Consider the following 24,781-nt stretch of genomic DNA (forward strand, 5'->3'; position numbering starts at 1 on the left):
CCGCTATGCCACGATCAGGTCTGCTTGGATGGCCCCGGCCGACTGCCGCCTAGGTGGCGAAGACCGCGGCGGGATCGACCGCCAGGCAGTCACGAGCCAGCTGCATGCGCAGCCTGAGGTGATCACGGTCGAGATCGGTGTGTCCGATGATCGACAAGCACATGGATGCGTGGCGGGCCGCCATCATGATCGGAAGAGTCGCGACCACGGATTCCGACAACTCACGCACTGTTCGATAGCCGGCAACGAAGGCTGCAGCATGGGCCGGCCAGCTTTCGGTGAAGTCGCGGAGGTTTCCCAGAACGGCCCCGAAATCGTACGACCGTGGCCCGAATCCGAAGTCGTCGAAGTCGAGAATGCCGAGCCGTTGATGGCCGTCATCCGAGGACCAGTGGCAGTTGCCGAGGATGTAGTCGGCGTGAATGATGCCCCAGTCCGTGGAGCGGTCGAACACCTGCCGGGTGCAGTCTTTGACCTCGTCGAACAGCGCCAACTCGGCCGCCGACAGCACGTCGTTGAGAATCGCGGACTTCTTGCCCATCAGGCCGGGGGCGTTGTCGGTGAGTAACGAGTCGACGTCCCAATGCACGGGGGCTGGGCCGGGCCATTGATCGAGGGCCGTGTGGAGTGCGCCGAGACCGCGGCCGAGCAGCCGTACGGCGTCGACGCCCAACCCGGTGTCCGGACGAGCAGCGTGGCCGGGAACCCAACCCAACAGGGAGTACAACGACCCGTCGATCTCGGTCACCAGATCACCGGCCTCCGTTCGCCGCGGCCGTGGAACGGCGAAAGGCTGCGGCATCTCCTGGTCAAGGAACTCGAGCATCGCCAGTTCCGCGCGGACCTCGTCCGCGGTGCGCCATCCGATCCCGTGCATTCGTAGGGCCCACGACGGTTCAGGATCAGCTTCGTGACGAAGGCTGAACACCGTGTTGTGCAGGGTTCGAACATGATCGAGCCGCCACCCCTGCTCCGAACGCAGACCGAACGCGGCCAGGACCTCGGCCGGCACCGGAGGATGATCAGCGGTCTTCGTCATCCAGCGCACGCTAGCGATTCACTCAGGAGACCGGCCACCGATTTCCTCCAGGGTGTCCGGCCAGGCCGCTGACCTTCGCCGTGAGCGGGTCGACGCCGAGCCGGGCCGCGTCGACGAGATCACCGCCGTTGACCGGTGGAGGCTGGTGGTGTCGTCGTCCGCGCCGCGGTGCTTCACGCCGGTCACACCAGGCGCTGCCCCTGACGGCCGCCGGTGGTTGCGTCCGATAGGTGGGGTGCGCCCGTCATCCTGGTTGGAGTTCGGTCTGTGATGGTCGGGTGGTTCTGGATCGCCCCAGCAGCGGTTTGCTGAGCGAGGTGTGGAGCAGGAGTTCCACGACGGCGAGTGAGCCGGTGATGGTGAGGATGAAGATGATCAAGACTCGACTGAGGGTTCCGGGCAATTGGTCCAAGGGGCTCGGGGTGATGACGATGATCCAGAGTAAGAGTGGGTGGATCAGGAAGACACCGAAGGCACGGCGTGCGCCGGCGCGGACGATGTGGTTGATCCCTCGGGGTGTTGCGTGGTGTCGGGTCCAGGCGGTGCTCGCCAGGAGACAGATCAGTGTTGCGGCGACGGCCCAGGGCAAGACGGAGGGAAAACTGGCGGCGGCTGCGGACCAGGTTGCTGTGCCGGCGGCGCGCAGGTTGAACGCGACCAGTGTGCCGAGCAGGCTCAGCACGCCGATGGGGACGAGGAGGCGCCAGTGCCGGAGGAGCCCGGTTTCCAGCTGGTCGAGATGGCGTGCGGCTACCGCGCCGCCGACAGCGAACAGGGCGTAGAGCGGCAGTGACTTCTCGGCGTGTTCCCAGATGATCACCCAGGGCCCTGCTGGGGCTGGGACAAGGTTGATCAGCGTCATGTAGCCGAGTTGGATCACGGCCGCGATCCCGATCATCAATCCGTGAGCTGCGGGCCACTGGTCAGTCATCCAGCGCAGCGCCGGAAGTACCAGGTAGAGCTGGATGGCGACCAGGAGGAAGTACAGGTGGTACCACTCGGTTCCCCACACCAGATGGAGCAGCAGGAGCTGGAGCCAGGGGACGAGGCCTGGCCAACCGTACTGGGCGGTGTCGATCCCGTAGTAGATCAAGGTCCACAGTACGTAGGGCGGTACGACGGCTGCGAGCCTTCGTCTCCAGAACCGGCAGGCCGACAGGTTCCGGTCCTGGTAGCCGTGGCAGAGCACGAGCGCGGAGACGAAGACGAAGGCGTAGCGGGCGAAATGGACGGTGAGGCCCCAGGCCGCGACAGGCAATTCCTCCTGGTCCAGCGTGTAGGTGACGACGTGCGCCGAGATGACGAAGGTGAACACGATCACCCGCATCAGATCCACGTTCGTCAGCCGTCCCACAGGCACCTGAGCGAGCCTGGCCGTCGAAGGTTACGGCCAGCCAACGAAAAGGTGTAGGCCGCGATCGAGGGTCGTGCGTCGCGAAGAGTGTTCCGCAGTCTGGGGTTCGCGGCGGATAGGGTGGCTGGCGGTGTGCCGGGAAGTCTGGTCGGCGGTGGTGCTGTCGACCAGGGAGGTGGAGTGTGGGCACACGAGTGCGGCGCCTGTTTGCGCGCGGGTCATGGCGGGAGACGCTTCGTATCGGGTCGTTGCTGCGGCAGGAGACCGTCGGCGGCGGATTGCTGCTCGTCGGGGCCGCGGTGGCCCTGGTCTGGGCGAACTCTCCTTGGGCGGAGTCGTACGTCGCGGTACGGGACCTCCGGCTGGGGCCGGATCTTTTGCACCTGGACCTGAGTATCGGGTCGTGGGCCGCGGACGGGCTGTTGGCGATCTTCTTCTTCGTGGTGGGACTGGAACTGAAGCAGGAGTTCGTCGCCGGCGATCTGCGCAATCCACGGGTCGCGGCGTTGCCGGTGGCGGCTGCGATCGGTGGGATGGCGGTGCCGGCGCTGATCTTCGTAGCGGTGAACGCGCGCGCCGGTGACGCGCTGGCTGGGTGGGCGATTCCGACAGCGACCGACATCGCCTTCGCGCTGGCCGTACTGGCGGTGATCAATACCCATCTCCCGGCGGCGTTGCGGACTTTCTTGCTGACGCTCGCGGTGGTCGACGATCTGTTGGCGATCGTGATCATCGCGGTGTTCTACACGCGCGAGTTGGAACTCGCCTATCTGGGTGCGGCGTTGTTGCCGTTGATCTTGTTCGGGCTGCTGGTGCAGCGGCGGATCGCTGCCTGGTGGATCCTGGTGCCGCTCGCCGTGGCGACGTGGGTCCTGGTGCACGCCTCGGGGGTGCATGCCACGGTGGCGGGTGTGCTGCTGGCGATCACGGTTCCGGTCCTCCGCAGGGGGAGCGGAGATGATCAGCAGCCGAGCCTGGCCCATCGGTTCGAACACGTGCTGCGCCCGGTGTCGACCGGTTTCGCGGTGCCGGTGTTCGCACTGTTCGCAGCAGGAGTCACGATCGGCGGCATCGAGGGCCTAGCGGTATCGCTGACGGACTCGGTGACGCTGGGGATCGTCCTGGGACTGGTCGTCGGCAAGACGATCGGCATCGCCGGAGCTGCCTTCTTGGTCGCGCGGTTCACTCGTGCCGAGCTTGACTCGGATCTGCGGTGGATCGACATCGTGGGCCTGGCGATGCTGGCCGGGATCGGGTTCACCGTGTCGCTGCTGATCGGGGATCTCGCCTATGGGCCGGCTTCGGTGCGGGATCAGCATGTCAAGATCGGCGTGCTGGTCGGGTCCGTACTGGCCGCCGCGATCGCGGCCGTCATGCTGAAGCTCCGGAATCGGGTCTACCGCCGGATCCTCGAGGCCGAGGAGCAGGATCGAGACCGCGACGGCATGCCTGACGTCTTCGAAGACCAGCCCGAGCCCGAGCAATGAGGGCCCTGAAACCCGACCACCACTCCAAGGCTGCGCCCAGCTGGCGGGGCAGCCCGAGGTGTCAATGCGAGACACCAATCGCTCCAAGTCGCTGTTTCGCAGGAGCCGAGTTGCTGGTGCCGACCGCACGGTCGCGGTCGTCTTCACGATGGCGGCATTGCTCCTGGTTACCGGTTGTGTGGGGACTAACGCCGTTTGGGGTACCAGACAGCGGCGCCGCCACGACCGGCCCGCCGGCCGCACCTAGTCCATCGACGCGAATTCCCGAAATCAGCATGCCGCCGCTCACGCCCCCAACCATCCCTTTAGATACAAGCGGAAATGCGGTACCTTGCGGCGTCGGTGACCTTGGACAGGGTTGACGCTGCCGGTGGTCGGTCGGTAATCCTGGTGCGTGCGGTGGCTGCGGGTGAGCCGATGAATGGGACCTGGTGATCAAGGGGGTGCAGCCAGGATGAGGTCAGCCGGGACGAAGGCAGTGACGCCGAGTCTGTACGAGTTGCGCGACCAGCTGCTGCGGGAGGCTGAGCGGGCGCGCGCGGCTGGGAGAGGCGACTGGGTGCGGCACTGGGAAGAACTCGCCGAAGCGGTCCAGGACGTGATCGTGGACGAAGGTGATCCGGCGGTTGCGACACGCGTGCGTCAGGGTGCCGTTTGGGCGGAAGCGCGACCGGGGATGCCGGGTGCTGATGAAGATTCCGACTTGTCCGGTTGTTCGTTGAGTGACCTGGAGACTCAGCTCCGCCAGGTGGACGAGTCGATCCGCACGGTAAGCATGCCCGACGGGGCCGGTCGGAACCGGACCAGGAACATGGCGATGCGCGAGGTCGCGATTCTGTCGGTTCGTCGGCGACTGATCGCGGCCGAGATCAGGCGCCGCCGGAAGGCGCTCGACGTATGGCGCATGACCCAGAGTCTCGTCCACTCGCCAACCACCCCGGACGCCTAACTCACCACCCGAGCGGGGTCCCTCCCGCGGCGCGACGCTCGTGCAGGCTGCAGATCGAATCTCGTCCTCCCGATCGGCACAGCCGTGACACGCCGCGCCACGAACTCATTCAGCTTGCGCGATCTATTGAGTGACCAGCATCGCCGAGGACCCAGCCGCTCACGGAAGGTGGGTTTCCGGCGCTCGAGACGCAGCTGGGCTCCAGCGGTGGTTTCCGGTGAGCACGTGCCGGCCGAGCGGGGTGAGGCTGTGGATCATGTGCCGGCCGTCGCGGTATGACGTCACCAGACCGCAGTCGCGGAGGATCGCGCCGTGCTCGCTGGTCGAGGAGAGGGAGATTCCTGCGCGGGCGGCGAGTTGGGTGGTGTCGAGCGGCATCACCAAGGCCTTCAGTAGGGCGGCCCGCGGAGTTCCGATCAGCGCCCCAAGTGTCGGTCGATGCCGTCACCGGCGCCGGTCTGCGGCTGCATCCAGTGCTGCGGCGGGTTGATCGGATAGACGAGCACGGGGTCCAGGTCCGGGTCCGCCAGGGTCACCGGATTTCCCTGGCAGAAGAAGGAGGGGATCAGGGTGATGCCACGACCCGCCAGGTTCAGGTCGAGATCTACGGGATACGGCGCGGTGAGGACCGGCGGCTCCCAGCGGATTCCCGGGGCCAGATTCCGTAGGACGGCGTCGACTCCGCCGTCGGCAAGGCGCCGGGTGAGCTGGCGCCGGTGGGCAGCCAGCTGGGCAGTGATCTGGTCGTGGAACGGTGCCAGCGCGTTCGCGTGGTACGTGTGCAGGGAGGCCCCGAGTCGGTGAAGGTGTCGTGGTTTCGCCGCGGCGATCCCGGCCGGCCAGGGCGACCGGTGTGGATCGCCGATCGCTCTGGCCAGTTCCCGGCTCAGACGGGCGCGGGGTACGTGCAGGACGGCGTCGACGCCCTCGTCAAGGCAGGCTGTTGTCGGGACGGGCGTGAGGAAGTCCGGAAAGTAGCGCCGGGGCGGCGCCAGGTCATACAGGCTGGCGGCGGCAGCCCCGACCCGCTGACGCGCGATGGTCCGCATCCAGGTGGCCCAGCTGCGGAACGGCGATGTCCGGTCCTGCCGTGCCCCGAGCTGGTGCAAGCTCAGGACGATCTCCCACATCGGGTCGAGGTGGTCGGCGATCCTGACGCGTCCCACATCGGCCAGGGTGAATGCGATCCGCAGCATTGCGTCCCCTTTTCTGCATCCCACGGGTCCGTCCAGCAGTACGGCCGCCTAACGGTCGTGGTTGTCATGGCACTCGGTGCCGTGACCGTGGTCGTCGACGATTCGGCTGGATCCGAAACAGTTGGCGGTCGGCTCCGGTGGTTCTTGATCATGATACGGATGCCGGGCCGGCCGGTCCGGACGAAACCGGTGAGGCTGACGAGAGGATCACATGGATGCTCTGGTGACGAAGATCGTGGTCATCGCGGTGTTCGTATTGATCATCGTGGCGGTGGTGGTGCCGCGGATCCGTGGCCGGCGGTCGCTTCAGGTGCGGAGGAAGAGCCTGGCGGCGCTGGCCCGGAACGAGGGCTGGCGGTACACCACGGAGGATCCGGACCGTGTTGCGCTCGTCCAAGGGCTGCCCGAGGCGACCGGGCATGCGCGCGACGTGATCCTCAGCGGCATCATGCGGGACGATGATCCGCCGCGCCTGGCCGTGAGCTCCCGGATCCTCAACGTCTTGGACGGCGAAGTCGACGAGCACCGGATCCAGGTCTTCGACTGGCTGGTCGGGCGGGGCAGCGGAAGCGGTCGGGCGTCGGTCACTCGTCTGCACACCGTGTGGGCCGTCCGGCTGCCCGCTGTGCCGTACTGGGTCCAGGCCGCCAGCCTGGGCCAGCCGCATGACGGGTGGCGACCCGGACAGTGGTTCCGTACCGACGACGAGGCGTTCGACCGGCGCTTCCGGGTCACCGCCGACGATCCGGCTCATGTTCGAGCCGGGCTCACCCCGCAGACGCGACGACTGCTGCTCGAGTCCGATTTCGACGGCTGGCGGCTGGACGCCGCGCTGGGCCTGCTCCTGCTGTGGACCCACTCCGGACGCCGCTTCGCCCCGGCCGATCGGATCGGCCCGATGACCCGGCAGGCGGTACACCTGGCGATCGAGGCCGGCGCGTCCACTCCCAGATAGCAGGTGCACGGTGGGCTCAGCCACTCAGTACCGGCGGCGTCGGTGACGTATCCCCAGCCCCACGCAGATGACTGAGCCGACCACGACCGCCACTGCCGTGAGCCGGTTCTCATCGTCATCGGCCAGCAGAAAGCCCGGGATCGCGCCGATCGAGGCGGCCAGCGCCAGCCCGACGAGTGCGCAGAGCATGACATCCTCGACCTCCCAGCCGGCCAGCGTCTCCCGGAGGCCAGGATGGAGCCAGCAGGGGATGCTGAGGATGCCTGCCAGCAGGCCGAACCCGAGCAGCACCGGCGGCGCGATCCCGGCGCTGAACTCCAGTGCCGGCGGCGCCAGGTATGCCGACTTCTCGTACACCCGGGCCACCACGTGCTTGAGGTAGCCGCCGTCGCTGACCTGCGCCAGTTCACCGTAGAGCGTGCCCGATTCCTCACGGCCGTCGATCGTCCAGGTCGCTCCCTTACAGGTGACGTTCCGGGTCCCGCCGCTTCGACGCCGCACGGGCCCGGATTCGCACGACTCGGGAAGCTCCACGGCCGCCGGCGTCCCCAACAGATATCCCACCGCCCGTCCGCCGATCGATCCGGCCGGCGAGGGAATCAGGTAACAGGCGAGCCCGCCCAGGATTCCGACTCCGGCCAGCAGGAAGGCAGCGATACGGGCAGCCAGGAGCAGGCCGAGCCGATCGATCGTGTTCCGCGACGTCATCCAGCGATGGTCGGCGAACGAGTTTGACCGCGGCGAAACCTTTCGGCTGAGACCGAAACGTGGCGTCAACGGGCGGCCACAGGAGTGCTCGCCGAGCGGAAAGCGCCGTTGCGCGTTCGCCGAATGCCGTCCGCGTGACGGCCCGCGGGCGATCGCCCCCCTTTCGTCGACTGACCGGGCCCGTCGGGTCCGTGGCTAACGAGTTCGTCTCGTCCCGTCCGGCCAGCGTTTGAGATCGGCTGCTTGACGGTACGAGTCGAATCTGCCCCGCACCGTGTCGGGTTGCCCGATCGCGGCACCCGACTCGGGAATCGGCCGCCGAAGGATGAAAGGACATGATGGAGAACGCACACAGCGCAACCCTGGTACGGCTCAAGGACACCGACCTTGTCGTCGGCGATGATCAGGTCGACGTCCGCGGGATGGACGTCGTCGATCGTTCCGGTGCGGAGGTCGGAGATGTCGATGGCCTGCTGGTCGATGAGGCGGAACGCAAGGTCCGATTCCTGCAGGTCGGGTCGGGCGGCTTCCTGGGACTGGGCGAGAAGAAGCAGCTGATCCCGGTCGAGGCCATCGTCGAGGTCGGCGATGGTCGGGTCAAGATCGATCAGGATCGCGAACAGGTCGCCGGGGCGCCGGTCTATGACCCGGATCTGGTGCCGGCTCCGCAACCCGACTATTACGAAGGCGTCTACGGCTATTACGGCTACGCACCGTTCTGGACCCCCGGTTACACCTACCAGGGGTACCCGCGCCAGATCTGAACCCCCGGCCACAGGAAGGCGTACGTGATGACGCCGGGTCGGCCCGGACCGTGGCGGGGGCCAACCCGGCCGTCGCTGTGATGGCGCGGTCTGGATCCATGATCAACAACCGACCCGACGAAGCAGACGATCTCAGGAGCTGACGAACTCGGCGAGAGGATCCTCATGATCAAGTCTGCTGAGGACCTGGTCACCATCCAGTTGGTCCGGGTGGGTGTCGAGTTCGTCCCAGGTACGCGGTGCGGCCACCATGGGCCGTGGCTGGCCGCGCAGCGAGTACGGGCAGATGGTGGTCTTGGCGGCGTTGTTCTGGCTCCAGTCGACGAACACCTTGCCCGGCCGAAGTGACTTCCTCATCTGACTGGTGACCAGGTCCGGGTTGGCCTTCTCCAGACCGCGGGCCAGTTCGCGCGCCAGGTTGCTGGCATCGGCCGAGGTCAGGTCGCCGTTCAGGTGCGCATAGAGGTGGAGGCCTTTGCTGCCGCTGGTGACGGGGCAGGTGCTGAGGCCGATGCTGTCGAGGAGGTGACGGGCCTGGCGGGCGATCTCGATGCACTCGGCGAGGCCGGCGCCCGGGCCGGGGTCGAGATCGAGCACGAGTCGATCCGGGCTGCCCCGTTCGCCGCCGGTAGTTGCTCGCCACTGCGGGACATGCAGTTCGAGGGCGGCATATTGCGCCATCAGCAGCAGCGTCGCGGTGGAATCGATGAGCGGGTAGGTCTTCGGTTCCTCGTTGTGGGTCAGGGTCGTGCGCGTGACCCATTCCGGGGTGCCGGAGTCGAGGCTCTTGGTGAAGAACGCCGGCTCGGGACGCTCGGCCGTGCCGACGCCGTCGGGCCAGCGTTTCCTCGTGACGGCCCGACCGGCCAGGAGCGGCAGCATCCGGTCGGCGACCCGGGCGTAGTAGGCCAGGACGTCGCCCTTGGTGGTGCCGGTCTCGGGATAGAGCACCTTGTCGAGGTTGGTCAGGCGGAGCGGATGACCATCGACCACGATCTTCCGCGACGCCGGCATGGCGGTGACCTACGGCTCAGTCTGTCGCCTTGTCGATCGCGTCCCGGGCGCGGTCGATCAGCGAGGCGAACGGTCCGACCGTCCACTGCTTGGCGGGTGATCCCGCCGTGCTGGGGTGCGGCCTGGTCGGCGCCACCCGTTCCGCGGCCAGGACACGACGGCCCAGCTTGGCCCGCTGGTCCGCGTCGCAGTGCTGCAGAACAGCGGGGAACTCCTCGGTCTCCTCCTTCTCCGCGTGTTCTTCCACGGCGGACTTCAGCTCGGCCAGTTCGCGATCGAAGTCGGCGGTGTCGGTGTCGATCGATTCGAGCCGCTTCAAGACCTCGTTGGCTTCCTGTTCCTCGGCGTTCCGTGCCTCGGCGACTCCCTCGGCTGCGACGTCGTCGGTGACCGGCCGGAGGATCATCTCCTCGGCTGTCTCATGCGTCACCAGCAGCCCGCGAAGCTCCTCGAACGCGTCATGTTTTTGATCACCGCTGGCCTGTTCCACCTCAGCGAACAGGTCCTTGATCTGCGCGTGCTGGTTCAGCAGGACACCGATCACATCACCCTCGGGAAGCCGGGCGGCCTTCTGGCGATCTTCCACTGCGGTTCCCATCCGAAATTCCTCCACTCGTGTTGATGATGCTCGGGAGGTACCCGGATCCGTCGGCGGCCAACCTGGCACCCCTCGATCCGCCGCGGACGAACACCGATCAGCCAGATCGCGCCCGTACCAACTCCGGGCACGGTGAAACCGATCACCGGACCGGCAGTCGAGTCGCCGGCCGATTCAGCGCGTCCGGCTCGCCGCGTGGTTGCCGCTGTGGTGGACCGGGTACGGCTCAACCACGAACCGGGCCGTCCAACGACGATGCCCGTCACTGAAGGAGAGCGACATGGCAACACCCGCGAACCGACCGGCCGCGGGAACGCTCCGGCGATCACCCGTTCAGACCGCGAGCCTGGTGGTCGGCGCATTGTTCCTGCTGGTCGGGATCCTGGGATTCATCCCGGGCATCACCACCAACTACGACACCATGAGCTTCGCCTCGCACCACTCCGAGGCGTTGCTGCTGGGTCTGTTCCAGGTGTCGATCCTGCACAACATCGTGCACCTGGCCTTCGGCATCGTCGGCATCGTCGCCGCCCGGGGCTTCCGGACGGCGCGCGGCTTCCTGATCATCGGCGGCATCGTCTATCTGCTGTTGTTCATCTACGGCCTCGTCGTGCCGATGGAATCGGCGGCGAACTTCATCCCGGTCAACACCGCGGACAACGTGCTGCACGTGGTGCTCGGTGTCGGCATGATCGCCCTGGGCCTGGTGTTGGGCCGCACCACCACGGACGGCGGAAGGGAGCCGGCATGAAGAACACCACTGCAGGATCGCGTCTCGGCCGGTTCGCGGTAGCCGCCGGTCGGGGGGCGGTCGCCGGCCTCGCCGGAACCGGGGTGATGCTGGTGACCGAGAGGGTCGAACAGGCCATCACCCGACGGCCCGGCTCCGATCAGGCGGGAAGGAAACTGCTCAAGCTGCTCGGCCGCGAGCCGCGAGACGGGCAGGTTCCCGCGGCCTGGAACTACCTGGCGCGGTTCGGCACCGGTGCGCTGCTCGGCGCGGGTCAGGGGATCTGGGTCGTCGCCGGCCTGCGTGGCCCGGTCGCGGCGGCCGCGCACACGGTGCTCCGGCTGGGCGCGGATCGGGCGCTCGGGACAGCCGACGACGACCGTACGCCGCGGGGCGACCAGCCGGTCCTGGAGAAGGCCGTCGGGCTCGCCCACCGGACCGTGGTCGCCAGTGTCACGGGCCTCCTGCTCGACCGGGCGCTCCGACCGTTGCAGGTGCGCCAGTCCTGACTGACACGGATCAGGCCGATGGGACAATCCTCATCGCTCGACCGGCAGTCATGATCTCTGGTGCATGATCGAATCATCCGACTGGTTGGTGGCGCCTCCACGTGGGCCGAGAGTGAGATGAACCAGGACTACCTGAGATTCGCGCAGCTGGTCGCCGACGGGTTCGGTGACCAGCTGGGCCCGCGGCTGCAATCGATCTTCATCAGGGGGTCGGTGGCGCGCGGCGATGCGGTCTGGGGCGTTTCCGATCTGGATCTCGTTCTCTGGTTCGACCGGCCGACCGCCGCCGACAATCAACTGAAGGGCGAGGTCGACCTCCAAGGGCTTCCCGGCGGCAGTGCCGTGGTGCTCCAGAGATTGGACCGGCAGCGGCTCGACCAGATGGACGAGGCGACGCGGGCGTACTGGTGCGTGTCGAGTCTTCACGACAGCAGGCTGATCCGGGGTATGCATCCGGCGGAGCTGGTGGACTCGGTGCCGGAGCCACCGCGGCTGGCGAACCTGCTGACGCCGGTGATCATCGACGACGGAGATCGCCTGCTGGCCCGGGCCGCGCTCACCCGGGCGGAGACCCGGCGGCTCGCGAAGCGGACCTTGAACCTGCTGAGCATGCCCGCGGTCGCTTCCGGACTGGGCCCTCGGATTCCACCGCGAGCGGTGGGCGATCTTGACCTGCCGGCCGAGACCCGGCCATTGGTTCCAGCCGTCACTGCGTGGTACGACGACGCACCGAGCCTCGCCGATCCCGCCGGGCTGCAACGAGCCTGGACCCTCGCCAGGGAATGGGTACGCGCCCAGGGACTGTGATCCGTCCCCTGGGGCGTGATGACCAAGATCACGAATGCTGGTCCGGTTCGGCGAAGTACAACTGGGCCACGTCGGTCGCCCCTTCGTAGTGCTGCCGAAAGCTCGCCACCGCCTCGGGGCGCACGTTCATCAGATCGTCGGCGATCACCAGCGGCTGGTACGGCATCGGCATGGTGCCGATGATCCAGACGTTCTCGTCGTGCTGCCTCAGGATCTCCCGGCCGAGGCGGAGGCGTTCCTCGTCGTTGGGGGCGACCTTGAGCTGCTCGTAGAGCGTCAACAGGTTCTTGATCACCTCCGGCGGCTCGGCGGAGTCCTTGTGCTCGGGGTCGTAACTCCATCGGCCGAACCGCGGAGCCCAATAGCAGTACTCGGTGTTCGGGACGTACCACAGCGGGTCGATGTCCCACTGGTAACCGGCGAACGAGTAGCAGATGATGTCGTAGTTGCCGCGTGGGACGTCGGTGTACCAGAGATCCTGACTGACCGTTCTGATCACCGTGTCGAGGCCGACATCAGCCAGATGGCGCTTGGCGTACTCGACGACGGTCAGCTGATCAAGCCCGATGCCGACGGCGAAGGTCAGCATGGTGAAGCGCATCGGCTTGCCGTCCGGGCGGAGCCGCATGCCCTTCTCGTCGCGCTCGGTCAGCCCGGCCGCGTCCAGCCGCCGGTCGGCCTCGTCCGGGTCGTAGGTGATGAAGCGCTGGCCGAAGCTCTCGTCGAAGTAGGGGTCGCCGACCTGTCCGCAGGGATGGACGGGTTTGGCCTGGCCGGCGAGCAGCGCGTCGTTGAGCTCGGCGCGGTTGATCGCGTGGCTGATGCCGGCGCGGAAGTCGAGCTTCTGGAACAGTTCGGCGATCACCGGGTCCTGGTGGCTCTGATTCGGTGCGAGCGCGGTGTGGGCGTCGGGTTGCCAGCGCAGCACCTGGAACGGTTTGGTGTCCTGGTTCTTGATCAACACCGGCAGTGCGGTCGGCGGCAGGTCCCACAGCGCGAGGTCGAGTTCGCCGTTGGCTGCCCGGAGCCCGATCGCCTCCAGGGACAGCACCTGGAAGACTGCGGCGTCGATATAGGGCAGCTGACGGCCGGTGTCATCCACCTTCCAGTAATACGGATTGCGTTCGATCCGGCCGGTGGTGTTCGTCGCGTTGACCGTCTTGACCAGCCGCCAGGGCCCAAGCACCGGGCGGTCGGGGTTGAGGTGGCGATTGGCCTTGGCCCAGTAGAGATCCATCCAGGTCGGGGCCGAGGCCTTCTTCATCTCCGCATCGAGATCGCTCTTCTTCGCGATCTCCTTGTGGAACTGGGAAAGGTAGTGCTTCGGCTGCAGCACAGAGCCGCCGAACGGCGCGAAGCAGAGGTATTTGAGGAACAGCGAGTGGGGCGCGGCGAAGCTCACGGTGAGCGTGATCTCGTCCGGGGCGGCGAAGATCGCTTCCTCGTCGGCGACCGTCAGCCAGGCCGGGAAGGCCGGGTTCAGGTCCTTGTTCTTCAGGACGTTCTCGTAGACGTACATCAGGTCTTCGGTGGTGAACGGCTTGCCATCGGACCACTTCAGACCCTGCCGGAGCGTAAACGTATACACCCGGCCGTCCGGGCTGATCGTCCACGTGTCGGCCAGGCCGGGCTGCGGCTGGCTGGGCGTAGTCGGGCTCCATTCGGTCAGGCCGCCGAAGGTCATGTAGTTGCTGCCGGTCTCGCCGGTATTGGCCTGGCCGCGGCGCATCGTGCCGCCGTAGACCCCGAGCGATTCCTGCATCTGCACCACGAACGGGTTGGCCGGCAGCCGCTGGGCAAGGTCGGGGATTTTTCCTTCGTCGACAAGCTTCTGCAGCATCGGCGCTTGCTTCTGGGTCGTGTCGATCGCGGGGCCGGTGTTGTCGGTGTCGGTGTCGGGGTCGATCTCGAGCGCCGAGCAACTGGTCAGGGTCGCGGCGGCTGCGGCGGTCGAGCCCATCCTCAGGAAATCGCGGCGGTCCAGGGAACGGCTCATGGGTCTACCTCATTCGGATGCGGGGCCGGCGGAGGCCATGAAATCGATTACGTGCGATACCGGACAAAGGCCTATCTTCTGAATACCGGAGATAACTTCGCCAAAAGGGAGATTGATCCGAATCTAAACCGGTGTCGGGTACCCGTCAAGGGTGCAATTCCATAACGCTGTCATGTCCCAAGATGATCATGCAGTGCGGCGCATGATCGGTCGTCCGACCCGGGCGACCCTACTCTGACACCGTGACTGATCTCCTGACCGGCCGGCTGATCCTCCATCCGCTGACTGCGGCCGAGGCTGAAGCGATCATCGAGGCGGGCCACGGCGGCCCGGAGTATCCGAGTCCGGCCGACGTCGAAGCGGCCGTCGACTTCGTCAAGCATTGCCGTGAGAGCGGCGATCCGCAGCCGTTCGGTGCCTATGAAGTACGGCTCCGCGGCACCGGTGAGCCGATCGGCGGTGCCGGGTTCAATCATCCGCTGGACGAGCACGGCACCACGACCGTCGGGTTCGGGCTGATCCCGGCGGCACGCGGACAGGGTTATGCGGCCGAAGCCCTGCGCGCCATGCTCGAACTCGCCCGTCGACTCGGCGCCAGGCGGATCGACGGCAGCGCGAACCTGGAGAATGTCGCCTCACAGCGAGTGATGGAGGCGGCCGGGATGATCTTCACCCACGCCGACGATCGAGAACGCTTCTACTCCTACCGCATCGAGCCCGAGCCGGGTCGGCCGGAACTGGGCGACCCGGAACAGGACGACCCGGTGGGCTAGCGACGGACCGCCGGCACGGAACCGTGGAAGATCAGCCGAGGCGGCGCTTGGCCTTCCGGGCGCGGCGTTGGACGTCCTTGGCGAGGTCGTGACCGGTGTCCGTCAGGACTTCGGCGGCGGTCTCGGCTCGGGCTCGGCCTTCTTCGACGATCTCGCGGATCGAGTCGACGAGCTGCTGATACTGCTTGCGGCCCTTCGCGTTGCGGCCGGCCAGTCCGATCACGGCAGCCGCGAGCGCGGCCATGATGCCGATGATCAACCAGGCCGGGACTGCTTCAGTGTCCTTCTTCTTGTCAGCCATCACGCAACCTTCCTTCCGTCTCTCCCGCCACCGGGAGGATCAGGTCACTCTGTACCCAGTTGCGGGATCGTCATCGTCGTCGAGGGGGACCGGTCTTGCCTGATCCGCCCGGTCCGCCTCATCGGCCTCCGTCGTGCCGGTCTCGGTGGGCGGCAGGATGTCGCCGTCGGCGTCGACCTCGAACGCGCGTACGGGCTGGTGCTGCTCGATCCAGTCCGCCTCGGGTGTCTCGCCCATCGGCGGGCCTCCTTCCTTGGGTCGTACGTGTCGGTGGCAGTCCTCTCAACCGGAGCCGCGCTCGGGGGTGGGTCGCCGGAACCCCGGGTCCACAGCGGCTCCCGAGGTTCCGGCACCCGTAGCCCGGCGGGGAATGGTGTGGGGCGGACGGGTAGCCCGGCCTCTTGTACCTGTGCAGGGAAGGGGATGCGGGTCTTACGGACTTCGCCGGTCCCCACGTGAGTCCCGCCGCCAGGCTGCTCGGCACATCTCTTCAGTTGGTCGTGATCGCGGTCTGCTGGTCGTGGCCGTCGGTCTGGATGCTGATCTTGCGCGGCTTCGCCTTCTCGGCAACCGGAACCTGCAGTCGCAGCACGCCACCGTTGTACGCGGCCGTGATGTGTTCCAGGTCCAGATTGTCGCCCAAGATCAACTGGCGCGAGAACAGCCCGCGCGGCCGTTCCGACGCCACGATCTCGACGTCCTGATCGGCCAGCCGGCGTTCGGCGCGCACCGTCAGCACGTTGCGCTCGACGTCCAGGTCGATCGATCCCGGGTCCACGCCCGGCAGGTCGAACTCGACCACGAAATGATCACCCTCGCGCCAGGCGTCCATTGGCATGAACGCCGGCCTACTCGTCGTACCGAGCACGCGTTCAGTGAGTCGGTCCAACTCACGGAACGGATCGGTTCGCATCAACACCATGAGTCACCTCCACAGAAATCCGACACCCCAGCCGACGGGGTGCGTATGTCCCATCGACCATCGACTATCTATGGTCACTGCTACAGATCTCTTCTAGCATAGAATGAAATCAAGTTCAACCCAGGACCAGAGAAGTCAGAGCGGAGATGGTGAAGGAGGAGATCGATCGTGACCACCCCGGACGGAGCCCCGGACCCGACGACCGGTGTCTACGCGATCAGCGTCGCCGCCGACCTCGTCGGCACCGGCGTACAGAACCTCCGCGCCTACGAGAAGGCCGGCCTCGTCACCCCGCAACGCACCGCCGGCGGGAACCGCCTTTACAGCCAGGCCGACATCGACCGCCTCCGCCAGATCACCGCCCTGCTCGACCAGGGCCTCAACCTGGCCGGCATCACCATGGTCCTCGACCTCCGCGACGAGAACCACCAGCTCCGCACCACCCGGACCGAACAGTCCACCCGGCAACGCCGCACCGATCATCCCTGATCCGACGCGCGCCGCCCGATGGAGGCGCCACGGCTGCATGCCGGCGGCGCGGGTCGTTTGGCCCCGTCCGGCGGGGGTACCTGACCGTCGAAGGGTTTCGTCGGAACGAGGTGATGATCATGGTGAATCGGCGGGATCGGGGAGTGGGTGCGGTCGCGGTGGGTGGTTTCGCGACGGCGGCAGTGATCATTCTGGCGCGCTGGCTGCGGACCCGTACCGGGCAGCGGCGCTACCGCGAGTTCGTAGCCCGGATGGACGAGGCCGCAGCGCTGGCCCAGCAACAAGCCCTCGAGGCCGCGCACCTGATCAAGGACAAGGCCGGTGACCTCGCCGACGCGATCAGAGACGCCGGCGAACATCCCCACCACCATGGGGTACGAACGGGCTAGCGCCGCCGCCACCGGTCATCCTGGACCTAGCCTTCGTCCATCAGGATGCACTGCCATTCGGCCGGCTCCGCCGTGATCACCGGGCCAGGCCGGCGTCGTCCAGCCACACTTGCGTGCGCACTCGGCGCAGCAGGCGACGGGGACCTTTCGGCAGTCGAGGCCCAGGGGGTGGAGTTCGTCGGCGGCGGTGAGATCGACGGTGAGTCGATAGTGCGCGCAGGCGATCTTCTCGTTGGTCAGAGTGATCACTCCACTATTTCAGTGATTGCCAGAGCGTAAGGATTTGCTTACGCTTGTGGTATGGCTGCGTTGGACGTCCTGGCTGACCCGTCGCGTCGTCACATCGTGGAGCTGGTGTCCGGTGGGGAGCTGAACGCGTCGGCGATCGCGGCGCACTTCGACTTCAGCCGGCCGGCCGTTTCCCAGCACCTGGCGATCCTGGTCGACGGCGGAGTCCTGGACGTCAGGCGTGCGGGGACCCGGCGGTACTTCCGGCTCAACCCCGCCTCGCTGACCGAGGCCGGTGACTGGCTGCAGGCCCAGGCCTCTCGCTGGACCCGGGTACTGGACGCGTTGGAGAGCGCCCTCGACGAAGGAGAGATATGACCACGAATCCCCCGGCCGGCTCCGGAATCCTCGGAATGATCGGCGACGGCCGCTGCCGAATCCGGTTCGACCGGACCCTGCGACACCCGCTGCCGGCCGTCTGGGCTGCGCTCACCGATCCGGCCAAGTTCGCCACCTGGATGCAGGGCTGCCGGATCGATCCCCGGGTGGGTGGCGAGGTGTTCTTCGACTTCGGCGAGGAGGGTTCGGCGACCGGCGTGATCACCGCGATTCGTTCCGCCGGCGAGGCCGATCCGGTGGCCGAACTCGTCCACACCTGGGATTGGGACTCGATTCCGACCTCCCAGGTCACCTGGCGCCTGGAACCGCACGAGGTCGGGACTCGGTTGATCTTGACCCATGTCGACCTGCCGACCGAACCGGCGACCGACTTCGCCGTCGGCTGGCACATCATTCTCGACGTCCTCGACCGCTACTTCGCCGGCCGGTCCTGGGCGGACGTCTGGGACCAATACCCGGCACTGGCCGAGCACTATCAGGCACTCCTGGCGACCGGGGCAGAACCGAGGTGATCGCGATGATCATGCTGCTGGAATGCTAGAGTGATCAATCTAGTAATGTTTGACCGGGCGTTGTCGACGCTCTGATCCAGGTCAGACCCGAATCCGCGAAGGAGTTTCGGCCATGCCGCAGGTGACCTCGTCCGATGGCACGCCCATCGGGTACGACCAGCTCAGCCAGGACGGCCCGGTCGTGGTGCTCGTCAGCGGCGGACTCGACGACGGCACCGAGAACATCCCGCTGGGTGAGGACCTGGCCCGCAGGTTCAGCGTGATCACCTACCGGCGACGGGGCCGCGGCGACAGCGGCGATCGGCAGCCGTACGCCGTTCAGCGGGAGGTCGATGATCTTGGAGCGGTCATCAACGCGACCGGGGGCCGGGCACACCTGTTCGGCGCATCCTCCGGCGGGGCGCTCGCCCTCGAGGCGGCCGCCGCCGGGCTTCCGGTCGATCGGATCGCCGTTCACGAGGTCCCGTACCTGATCGGCGACGCCATGCTGGCCGCCTGGCAGGCCTACCGGTCCGACCTTGCCGCGGCTCTCGACTCCGACGACCGCGACGAGGCGCTGCGACTCTTCATGCGCCTCGCCGGCTCCGCCGAGGAGGAGATCGCCGGCGCCGAGGCGACTCCGATGTGGCCGAAACTGCGGGCACTCGCTCCGACGCTCCGCTATGACGCCGCCTGCCTCGGCGACGGTGGTCCTCCGGCCGAGCGGCTGGCTCAGGTGAGGCAACCGGTGTTGCTGACCACCGGCGTCACCATCGACCCGCATTCCGCCGGCCTCCCGGTCGACTTCTTCGGGGCCGCGGCCGACGCGGCCGCGGCCTGCCTGCCACGCGCGCGGCGGGAAACGATCAAGGTCCCCGGGCATGTCCCCGACCCGAACGTCCTCGGTCCGCTGCTGACCAGCTTCTACACGGCCTGAGATTCGGTGATCCTCATGGGTGATGCGGAAACGTAGGCTCTGACGAGTGAGGACCGTCAATCCGCAGCGTCACGCCGCACGCGTCGAAGAGATCCTGACCGGGGCCGCGAACAGCTTCGCCCAGCATGGTTACGCCAACACCACGATCACCGAACTGCAGCGTGCCACCGGCTGCAGTTCAGGCACGCTGTTCCATTACTTCTCGGACAAGGCCAGCATGTTCCGCGCGATCATCGAAGCGGGCTGCGCCGACCAGTGGGACCGGCTCGCGGCCATCGATGCCGGCGCACCGACCGCGTTCTGGTCCGCCGTCGACATCCTGCGGAGTGACTTCACCGATCCGAACGCGCCCGGCCTGGTCGGCGCGATCCTGGAACGGAGAAGCGCCGATCCGGACCTGGAGAAGATCCTCGCAGACCACGAGAAGCTGGTCCTCGATCTCCTCTCCGGAATGATCAAACGCCTCCAGCGGCGGCGGCTGATGGACAAGTCGCTGACTCCCGACGAGGCCGCGCGCTGGGTGGTCTGGACCATCGACGGCATCATCCTGCACGTCAATGATCATGACTTCGATCCGGCCCAGGCGAGCGCGCTGCTCAGCCGCAGCCTGCGCAGCACCCTCCGGCTCACCGACTGAGCGACGGCGCCGAGGCTTTGCGGCTACTCGGACTTGGACTGAGCCTTCTTCGCCGCCTGCTGAATCTTCTGTTGGGCCTCCTCGCCGGCATCCTTCACGGCGTCGGTGACCCCGGCGGTCTTCTCCCGGATCTGCTGTTGGGCTTCCGCCGCGCGGGCCTGAGCCTGGTCCAGCATCTGCTTCAGTTGCTCCAACAGCTGCCCGTACTGCTTGTTCCCGCCGCGAGCGCCCAGGATCCAGCCGATCAGGCCCGCCGCTACGGCGATGGCCGCGACCGCGATCACGCCGAGTCCGCCATCACCAGCTCGTTTGTTACCCATGATCATCGATTCGCCTCACACGACAGAGGTGCCAGAGCACTGCCGGTACCCGGAGCGAGCCCCGACCAAACCCGCGGACGGTGGATTCGGGCAAACCCTATCCTCAGGTTAGAGTAGGAATCGTTGGTCAGGCGCTCCTCAGGGGGAGTGCTCAGGAACGTCGTCCGGTTTGCGCAGTGCGGCGCAGCATCCCGCCCAGGGCTCGTGGCCCGTCTGCACGGAACGGAACAAGTGGATTCATGAGTCTCGGCACGCCTGCGTCTGCGCCGGTTGAAAGTCCCGATGGTCGTCTGATCACGGTCCGTCAGGCACTGCGGTCGCCGCGACGGCTCCGGACGGAGGTCCTCGGCGGACTGGTGGTGGCGCTGGCTCTGATCCCGGAGGCGATCTCGTTCTCGATCATCGCCGGAGTCGATCCCCGGGTCGGCCTGTTCGCGTCGTTCACGATGGCGGTGACGATCGCGTTCGTCGGTGGCCGGCCGGCCATGATCTCGGCCGCGACCGGAGCGATCGCGCTGGTCGTCGCGCCGATCGCGCGTGAACACGGCATCGACTACCTGATCGCCACGGTCCTGCTCGCCGGGGTACTGCAGATCGTCCTCTCCCTGCTGGGTGTGGCGAAGCTCATGCGGTTCATACCGCGCAGTGTGATGGTCGGTTTCGTCAACGCACTGGCGATCTTGATCTTCACCGCGCAACTGCCGCACTTGATCGGGGTCCCGTGGCTGGTCTATCCGCTGGTGGCCGCGGGCATTGTCGTGATGGTCCTCCTGCCGAAGCTGACCAAGGTGGTACCGGCGCCGCTGGTCGCGATCGTCCTGGTCACGGTGGTCGTCGTCGTACTCGGCCTGGACGTGCCGACCGTGGGTGACGAGGGCGAACTGCCCCGCAGTCTGCCGACCCTGTTGCTGCCGCAGGTCCCGCTGACGCTGGAGACCTTGCAGATCATCGGGCCGTACGCGCTGGCCATGGCGGTGGTCGGACTGCTGGAGTCGCTGATGACGGCCAAGCTGGTCGACGACATCACCGACAGCCACTCCGACAAGACCCGGGAGGGCTGGGGGCAGGGCGTGGCCAACCTGGTCACCGGACTGTTCGGCGGCATGGGCGGCTGCGCCATGATCGGCCAGACCATGATCAACGTCAAGGCCTCCGGTGCCCGGACCCGGATCTCGACGTTCCTCGCCGGCGGGTTCCTGCTGGTCCTGGTCGTCGTCCTCGGCGACATCGTCGCGGTCATTCCGATGGCCGCCCTGGTCGCGGTCATGATCATGGTCTCGGTGGCCACCCTGGACTGGCACAGTGTCAAGCCGTCGACCCTGCGCCAGATGCCGTTCAGTGCCACCCTCATCATGGCCGTCACGGTCGTCGCCACCGTGATCACGCACAACCTGGCCATCGGTGTCATCCTCGGCGTGATCGTCGCGATCGTACTGTTCGCGCGGCGGGTGGCTCACTTCACCGAGGTCGTCGACGTGGCCCACCCGGACGAATCGACCCGGGTCTACGCCGTGCGCGGCGTCTTGTTCTTCGCCTCCAGCAACGACCTGGTCTACCAGTTCGACTACGCCGGGGATCCGGAGAACGTGATCATCGACCTGTCCGACTCGCAGATCTACGACTCCTCGACCGTGGCAGCGCTGGACGCCATCGAGCTGAAGTACCGGCAGAAGGGCAAGAACGTCCAGATCGTCGGACTCAACGAGCCCAGCTCGGCCTGGCACCGGCTCAGCGGCCGGCTCGGCGCGTCACACTGATCCCGTGACTGCACGGGAACCCAACCACATGCAGATCGGTGTCGTCGCCGAGCTGACCGAGCTGTCGATCGTCACCCTGCGTCACTACGACGAGGTCGGCCTGGTCCCGCCATCGGCGCGCAGCGAGGGCGGCTTCCGCCTCTACACCGACGACGATGTGCAACGACTCCGCACCATCCGCCGGATGAAGCCGCTCGGCTTCACGCTGGACGAGATGCGGGAACTCCTCGCGGCTCTCGACACGCTCAACGACCCGGCCGGAGCCACCGACCGGGCCGGTGCCGTGCAGATCCTGAGGCGCTGCCTCGAGCGGACCCGCGAGAGCCGCGCCAAACTGGAGCGCCAGCTCGGCTACGCCGACGAACTCGAAGGCGTGCTGACCGGGCACCTCGAGACCCATTAACCCGGCCTCGGCGCCGAGCCGGCCCCGGAGTTGACAGCAGGACCCGCGGCCGTGTTTCATCGACACATGTTGATATCAACACCGGTTGATGTGATCAAGGTGCTGGCCGATCCGCAGCGCGAGCTGTTGATCGAGCGCCTGACCAACGGTCCGGCGTGCACCTGCCACCTGGTGGACGAGACCGGGCTGAAGCAGCCGACCGTCTCGCACCACCTCAAGGTGCTGCGCGAGGCGGGCGTCGTCGAGGCGGAGCCGCACGGCCGCTACACGTACTACCGGCTGGTCCCGGCCTCGCTCGACGCCGCGGCCGAACACGTCGCCAGGCTCGCCGAACGGGCCCGCGACACCGCGAACGAACGGCGGGAGTGCTGATGGCCGCGTCGCCGCCCACGGGCGGATCCGCCCAGGTGTTGCGCGGCCTCTCGACGCTGGATCGCTGGCTGCCGGTCTGGATCATCGCCGCCATGGTGGCCGGGCTCCTCGCCGGGCGGCTGGTTCCCGGTCTCGGCGGCTGGCTCAGCGCGGTCGAGATCGACGGCGTCTCGCTGCCGATCGCGCTCGGCTTGTTGATCATGATGTATCCGGTGCTGGCCAAGGTCCGGTACGACCGCATCGGCACGGTCACCCGCGACCGCAAGCTGCTGATCTCGTCGCTGCTCCTGAACTGGCTGGTCGGCCCGGCGCTGATGTTCGCACTGGCCTGGCTGTTCCTGCCCGACCTGCCCGAGTACCGGACCGGCCTGATCATCGTGGGCCTCGCCCGGTGCATCGCCATGGTGATCATCTGGAACGACCTGGCCTGCGGCGACCGCGAAGCGGCGGCGGTGCTGGTGGCGATCAACTCGGTGTTCCAGGTGATCGCGTTCGCGATCCTGGGCTGGTTCTACCTCGGCGTGCTGCCGGGTTGGCTCGGCCTCCAGCAGGCCCGGCTGGACATCAGCCCGTGGCAGATCGCGCAGTCGGTGTTGATCTTCCTCGGGGTGCCGCTGGTGGCCGGGTTCCTGACCCGGCTGCTCGGCGAACGGGCCAAGGGCCGGACCTGGTACGAGGAGAAGCTGCTGCCCAAGCTCGGCCCGTGGGCCCTGTACGGGCTGCTGTTCACGATCGTGATCTTGTTCGCGCTGCAGGGCGACCAGATCGCCGGCCGGCCGCTGGACGTGGCCCGGATCGCGCTGCCGCTGCTGGCGTACTTCGCGCTGATGTGGGGCGGCGGCTACCTGCTGGGCCGGCTGCTCGGGCTGAGCTACGAGCGCACCACGACGCTCGCGTTCACCGCCGCCGGGAACAACTTCGAGCTGGCGATCGCCGTCGCCATCGCCACCTTCGGCGCGACCTCGGGCCAGGCCCTGGCCGGCGTCGTCGGGCCGCTGATCGAGGTGCCGGTGCTGGTCGGCCTGGTGTACGTCAGCCTCGCCCTCCGCCGCCGGTTCCCCGAATCGGCGCCCCAGAACGCGAGATCCATCATCGACACGAAGGCCGGAACATGACCAGCTTCGATCACGAGCACAGGGCCACCTACAACCGGATCGTCGACGAGCTCACGTACGACTACGAGGGCGTCTTCGAAAGGGCGGCCATCGAGCGCGCGGTCCTGGCGGCCCGCGCGGCCCTCGAGCCGAACGCCAAGATCCACACCTTCCTGCCGGTCCTGACCGCCCGGTTCGCCAAGGAACAACTCACCGCCGCGGCCCAGGCCGAGGGCAAGATCGCCAAGCAGGTGCCGGAACTGCTGTTCGTCTGCGTCCACAACGCCGGCCGGTCCCAGCTGGCCGCAGCGCTCGCCGACCATCTCTCCGGCGGCCGGGTCCACGTACGCTCAGCGGGTTCGCAGCCCACCGGCGTGGTGAACCCGCTGGCGATCGAGGCGCTCGCCGAACGCGGCATCCAACTCGCCGAGGCCTACCCCAAGCCGCTCACCGACCAGGTCGTCCGGGCGGCCGACGTGATCGTCACCATGGGCTGCGGAGATGCCTGCCCGATCTACCCTGGGAAGCGCTACCTCGACTGGGATGTCGCCGATCCGGCCGGACAGCCGATCGAGGTGGTCCGCAGCATTCGTGACGATCTCGCCGACCGGGTGACCGGTCTGCTCCGAGAACTCGGCCTCGCCCCCGACCTGGAGAAAGAGCCCACGCCATGACCGACAAGCCCGCTGTCCTGTTCGTCTGTGTCCACAACGCCGGCCGGTCCCAGATGGCGGCCGGCTTCCTCACCCGGTTCGCCCAGGGTGCGGTCGAGGTCCGGTCCGCCGGCTCCGAGCCCGCGGACCAGATCAATCCGGTCGCCGTCCAGGCAATGGCGGAGGTGGGCATCGACATCACGGCCGAGCAGCCCAAGATCCTCACCGACGCTGCGGTCAAGGCGTCCGACGTGGTGATCACCATGGGCTGCGGCGACACCTGCCCCTTCTATCCGGGCAAGCGCTACGAGGACTGGGTGCTGGACGACCCGGCCGGCCAGGGCATCGAGGCGGTCCGGCCGATCCGGGACGAGATCAGACGCCGGGTGATCGCGCTGCTCGAAGACCTCGCCGTGCCGGTCCGGACCCTGGGCGACGAACTCGGCTGACCCCGGCCGCGAGGGCCTTGTTCCGGCCGTCCGCCACCTCACCACTGAACCGGGGCGATCA

The 24,781-nt window shown here is 67.2% G+C and carries 32 protein-coding genes; 20 read left to right on the forward strand and 12 right to left on the reverse strand.

All coding sequences use genetic code 11. The annotated features are described in order from the left end of the window. Nucleotides 1-49: 49 nt before the first annotated feature. Together BKA15_RS20965 and BKA15_RS20970 are read right to left on the reverse strand one after the other, a co-directional pair. On the reverse strand, nucleotides 50-1,012 hold the full coding sequence (locus BKA15_RS20965; RefSeq protein WP_179754022.1) for a phosphotransferase enzyme family protein: 963 nt from the start codon (nucleotides 1,010-1,012) through the stop codon (nucleotides 50-52). 271 nt (nucleotides 1,013-1,283) lie between these two features. After that, nucleotides 1,284-2,399: an acyltransferase gene (locus BKA15_RS20970; protein ID WP_179754024.1), complete on the reverse strand. Its 1,116-nt coding sequence runs from the start codon at nucleotides 2,397-2,399 to the stop codon at nucleotides 1,284-1,286. A gap of 176 nt (nucleotides 2,400-2,575) precedes the next feature. Here BKA15_RS20970 and nhaA point away from each other — a divergent pair, with 176 nt between their 5' ends. Both nhaA and BKA15_RS20980 read left to right on the forward strand, forming a co-directional pair. Next, nucleotides 2,576-3,880, forward strand: coding sequence for a Na+/H+ antiporter NhaA (gene nhaA, locus BKA15_RS20975; RefSeq protein WP_179754026.1), 1,305 nt, complete (start codon nucleotides 2,576-2,578; stop codon nucleotides 3,878-3,880). 499 nt (nucleotides 3,881-4,379) lie between these two features. After that, nucleotides 4,380-4,829 (forward strand): hypothetical protein, encoded by a 450-nt coding sequence (locus BKA15_RS20980; protein ID WP_179754028.1) that lies wholly within the window; start codon nucleotides 4,380-4,382, stop codon nucleotides 4,827-4,829. A 159-nt stretch (nucleotides 4,830-4,988) separates the two neighbouring features. Here the strand turns inward: BKA15_RS20980 and BKA15_RS20985 are convergent, their stop codons facing one another. Both BKA15_RS20985 and BKA15_RS20990 read right to left on the reverse strand, forming a co-directional pair. Next, nucleotides 4,989-5,207: an ArsR/SmtB family transcription factor gene (locus BKA15_RS20985; RefSeq protein ID WP_179754030.1), complete on the reverse strand. Its 219-nt coding sequence runs from the start codon at nucleotides 5,205-5,207 to the stop codon at nucleotides 4,989-4,991. A gap of 38 nt (nucleotides 5,208-5,245) precedes the next feature. Next, entirely contained in the window at nucleotides 5,246-6,025 is a 780-nt protein-coding gene (locus BKA15_RS20990; RefSeq protein ID WP_179754032.1) for a hypothetical protein, read from the reverse strand. A 223-nt stretch (nucleotides 6,026-6,248) separates the two neighbouring features. On the opposite strand from BKA15_RS20990, the gene BKA15_RS20995 reads away from it, so the two are divergent. Further along, nucleotides 6,249-6,980 (forward strand): hypothetical protein, encoded by a 732-nt coding sequence (locus BKA15_RS20995; RefSeq protein WP_179754034.1) that lies wholly within the window; start codon nucleotides 6,249-6,251, stop codon nucleotides 6,978-6,980. Nucleotides 6,981-7,004: 24 nt separating this feature from the next. Here BKA15_RS20995 and BKA15_RS21000 read toward each other — a convergent pair whose 3' ends face one another. Further along, the gene (locus BKA15_RS21000) at nucleotides 7,005-7,688 is read right to left on the reverse strand and encodes a hypothetical protein (RefSeq protein ID WP_179754036.1); all 684 of its coding nucleotides are present in this window, start codon (nucleotides 7,686-7,688) and stop codon (nucleotides 7,005-7,007) included. 335 nt (nucleotides 7,689-8,023) lie between these two features. Between BKA15_RS21000 and BKA15_RS21005 the strand changes: the two genes are divergently transcribed. Next, on the forward strand, nucleotides 8,024-8,452 hold the full coding sequence (locus BKA15_RS21005) for a PRC-barrel domain-containing protein (RefSeq protein ID WP_218871503.1): 429 nt from the start codon (nucleotides 8,024-8,026) through the stop codon (nucleotides 8,450-8,452). 132 nt (nucleotides 8,453-8,584) lie between these two features. Here BKA15_RS21005 and ligD read toward each other — a convergent pair whose 3' ends face one another. Next, the gene (ligD, locus tag BKA15_RS21010) at nucleotides 8,585-9,466 is read right to left on the reverse strand and encodes a non-homologous end-joining DNA ligase (protein WP_179754038.1); all 882 of its coding nucleotides are present in this window, start codon (nucleotides 9,464-9,466) and stop codon (nucleotides 8,585-8,587) included. Between the two features lie 16 nt (nucleotides 9,467-9,482). Further along, nucleotides 9,483-10,064, reverse strand: a complete 582-nt coding sequence (locus tag BKA15_RS21015) for a hemerythrin domain-containing protein (RefSeq protein WP_179754040.1) — start codon at nucleotides 10,062-10,064, stop codon at nucleotides 9,483-9,485. Between the two features lie 280 nt (nucleotides 10,065-10,344). Between BKA15_RS21015 and BKA15_RS21020 the strand changes: the two genes are divergently transcribed. The 3 genes from BKA15_RS21020 to BKA15_RS21030 all read left to right on the forward strand — a co-directional run bounded on the left by BKA15_RS21020 (nucleotide 10,345) and on the right by BKA15_RS21030 (nucleotide 12,110). Beyond that, the gene (locus tag BKA15_RS21020) at nucleotides 10,345-10,815 is read left to right on the forward strand and encodes a DUF4383 domain-containing protein (RefSeq protein WP_179754042.1); all 471 of its coding nucleotides are present in this window, start codon (nucleotides 10,345-10,347) and stop codon (nucleotides 10,813-10,815) included. Next, nucleotides 10,812-11,303, forward strand: a complete 492-nt coding sequence (locus BKA15_RS21025) for a hypothetical protein (protein WP_179754044.1) — start codon at nucleotides 10,812-10,814, stop codon at nucleotides 11,301-11,303. The genes BKA15_RS21020 and BKA15_RS21025 overlap by 4 nt, the downstream gene beginning before the upstream one ends. 117 nt (nucleotides 11,304-11,420) lie before the next feature. Further along, complete coding sequence (locus BKA15_RS21030; RefSeq protein WP_179754046.1) at nucleotides 11,421-12,110, forward strand: nucleotidyltransferase family protein; 690 nt, start codon at nucleotides 11,421-11,423, stop codon at nucleotides 12,108-12,110. 28 nt (nucleotides 12,111-12,138) lie between these two features. On the opposite strand, the gene BKA15_RS21035 is transcribed toward BKA15_RS21030, so the two are convergent. Further along, complete coding sequence (locus tag BKA15_RS21035) at nucleotides 12,139-14,106, reverse strand: ABC transporter substrate-binding protein (RefSeq protein WP_179754048.1); 1,968 nt, start codon at nucleotides 14,104-14,106, stop codon at nucleotides 12,139-12,141. Between the two features lie 242 nt (nucleotides 14,107-14,348). On the opposite strand from BKA15_RS21035, the gene BKA15_RS21040 reads away from it, so the two are divergent. Beyond that, nucleotides 14,349-14,879, forward strand: coding sequence for a GNAT family N-acetyltransferase (locus BKA15_RS21040; RefSeq protein WP_179754050.1), 531 nt, complete (start codon nucleotides 14,349-14,351; stop codon nucleotides 14,877-14,879). Nucleotides 14,880-14,910: 31 nt separating this feature from the next. Here the strand turns inward: BKA15_RS21040 and BKA15_RS21045 are convergent, their stop codons facing one another. The 3 genes from BKA15_RS21045 to BKA15_RS21055 all read right to left on the reverse strand — a co-directional run bounded on the left by BKA15_RS21045 (nucleotide 14,911) and on the right by BKA15_RS21055 (nucleotide 16,018). Next, nucleotides 14,911-15,180, reverse strand: a complete 270-nt coding sequence (locus BKA15_RS21045; RefSeq protein ID WP_179754052.1) for a hypothetical protein — start codon at nucleotides 15,178-15,180, stop codon at nucleotides 14,911-14,913. Nucleotides 15,181-15,219: 39 nt separating this feature from the next. Next, the gene (locus BKA15_RS21050) at nucleotides 15,220-15,417 is read right to left on the reverse strand and encodes an Rv3202a family protein (protein WP_179754054.1); all 198 of its coding nucleotides are present in this window, start codon (nucleotides 15,415-15,417) and stop codon (nucleotides 15,220-15,222) included. Between the two features lie 253 nt (nucleotides 15,418-15,670). Further along, a complete protein-coding gene (locus tag BKA15_RS21055) occupies nucleotides 15,671-16,018 on the reverse strand; it encodes an Hsp20/alpha crystallin family protein (RefSeq protein WP_376766810.1) in 348 nt (115 codons plus the stop codon). 252 nt (nucleotides 16,019-16,270) lie between these two features. Between BKA15_RS21055 and BKA15_RS21060 the strand changes: the two genes are divergently transcribed. From BKA15_RS21060 to BKA15_RS21085, 6 genes are all read left to right on the forward strand, one after another. Further along, nucleotides 16,271-16,591: a MerR family transcriptional regulator gene (locus tag BKA15_RS21060; RefSeq protein WP_179754056.1), complete on the forward strand. Its 321-nt coding sequence runs from the start codon at nucleotides 16,271-16,273 to the stop codon at nucleotides 16,589-16,591. A gap of 119 nt (nucleotides 16,592-16,710) precedes the next feature. Continuing rightward, on the forward strand, nucleotides 16,711-16,980 hold the full coding sequence (locus BKA15_RS21065; protein ID WP_179754057.1) for a hypothetical protein: 270 nt from the start codon (nucleotides 16,711-16,713) through the stop codon (nucleotides 16,978-16,980). Between the two features lie 300 nt (nucleotides 16,981-17,280). Beyond that, the gene (locus BKA15_RS21070; RefSeq protein ID WP_179754059.1) at nucleotides 17,281-17,586 is read left to right on the forward strand and encodes an ArsR/SmtB family transcription factor; all 306 of its coding nucleotides are present in this window, start codon (nucleotides 17,281-17,283) and stop codon (nucleotides 17,584-17,586) included. After that, nucleotides 17,583-18,119, forward strand: a complete 537-nt coding sequence (locus BKA15_RS21075; protein ID WP_179754061.1) for an SRPBCC family protein — start codon at nucleotides 17,583-17,585, stop codon at nucleotides 18,117-18,119. The genes BKA15_RS21070 and BKA15_RS21075 overlap by 4 nt, the downstream gene beginning before the upstream one ends. A 112-nt stretch (nucleotides 18,120-18,231) precedes the next feature. Further along, nucleotides 18,232-19,035 (forward strand): alpha/beta fold hydrolase, encoded by an 804-nt coding sequence (locus BKA15_RS21080; RefSeq protein WP_179754063.1) that lies wholly within the window; start codon nucleotides 18,232-18,234, stop codon nucleotides 19,033-19,035. Between the two features lie 46 nt (nucleotides 19,036-19,081). Beyond that, nucleotides 19,082-19,672 carry a TetR/AcrR family transcriptional regulator gene (locus tag BKA15_RS21085; protein WP_179754065.1) on the forward strand — a complete coding sequence of 197 codons (591 nt, stop codon included), beginning with the start codon at nucleotides 19,082-19,084 and terminating at the stop codon, nucleotides 19,670-19,672. A 23-nt stretch (nucleotides 19,673-19,695) separates the two neighbouring features. Here the strand turns inward: BKA15_RS21085 and BKA15_RS21090 are convergent, their stop codons facing one another. Next, nucleotides 19,696-19,956 carry a hypothetical protein gene (locus BKA15_RS21090; protein ID WP_179754067.1) on the reverse strand — a complete coding sequence of 87 codons (261 nt, stop codon included), beginning with the start codon at nucleotides 19,954-19,956 and terminating at the stop codon, nucleotides 19,696-19,698. A 275-nt stretch (nucleotides 19,957-20,231) separates the two neighbouring features. On the opposite strand from BKA15_RS21090, the gene BKA15_RS21095 reads away from it, so the two are divergent. From BKA15_RS21095 to BKA15_RS21120, 6 genes are all read left to right on the forward strand, one after another. Next, a complete protein-coding gene (locus BKA15_RS21095; protein ID WP_179754069.1) occupies nucleotides 20,232-21,749 on the forward strand; it encodes a SulP family inorganic anion transporter in 1,518 nt (505 codons plus the stop codon). Between the two features lie 4 nt (nucleotides 21,750-21,753). After that, complete coding sequence (locus BKA15_RS21100; protein WP_218871505.1) at nucleotides 21,754-22,152, forward strand: MerR family transcriptional regulator; 399 nt, start codon at nucleotides 21,754-21,756, stop codon at nucleotides 22,150-22,152. A 66-nt stretch (nucleotides 22,153-22,218) separates the two neighbouring features. Further along, nucleotides 22,219-22,524 (forward strand): ArsR/SmtB family transcription factor, encoded by a 306-nt coding sequence (locus BKA15_RS21105; RefSeq protein ID WP_179754070.1) that lies wholly within the window; start codon nucleotides 22,219-22,221, stop codon nucleotides 22,522-22,524. Continuing rightward, nucleotides 22,524-23,639 (forward strand): ACR3 family arsenite efflux transporter, encoded by a 1,116-nt coding sequence (gene arsB / locus BKA15_RS21110; RefSeq protein ID WP_179754072.1) that lies wholly within the window; start codon nucleotides 22,524-22,526, stop codon nucleotides 23,637-23,639. Before BKA15_RS21105 ends, arsB begins: the two co-directional genes overlap by 1 nt. Then, entirely contained in the window at nucleotides 23,636-24,292 is a 657-nt protein-coding gene (locus BKA15_RS21115; RefSeq protein WP_179754074.1) for an arsenate reductase ArsC, read from the forward strand. The genes arsB and BKA15_RS21115 overlap by 4 nt, the downstream gene beginning before the upstream one ends. Further along, nucleotides 24,289-24,720 (forward strand): arsenate reductase ArsC, encoded by a 432-nt coding sequence (locus BKA15_RS21120; protein ID WP_179754076.1) that lies wholly within the window; start codon nucleotides 24,289-24,291, stop codon nucleotides 24,718-24,720. The genes BKA15_RS21115 and BKA15_RS21120 overlap by 4 nt, the downstream gene beginning before the upstream one ends. The last annotated feature ends 61 nt before the right edge of the window (nucleotides 24,721-24,781 follow it).

The organism is Microlunatus parietis, from assembly GCF_013407955.1.
Taxonomy (GTDB): Bacteria; Actinomycetota; Actinomycetes; order Propionibacteriales; family Propionibacteriaceae; genus Microlunatus; species Microlunatus parietis.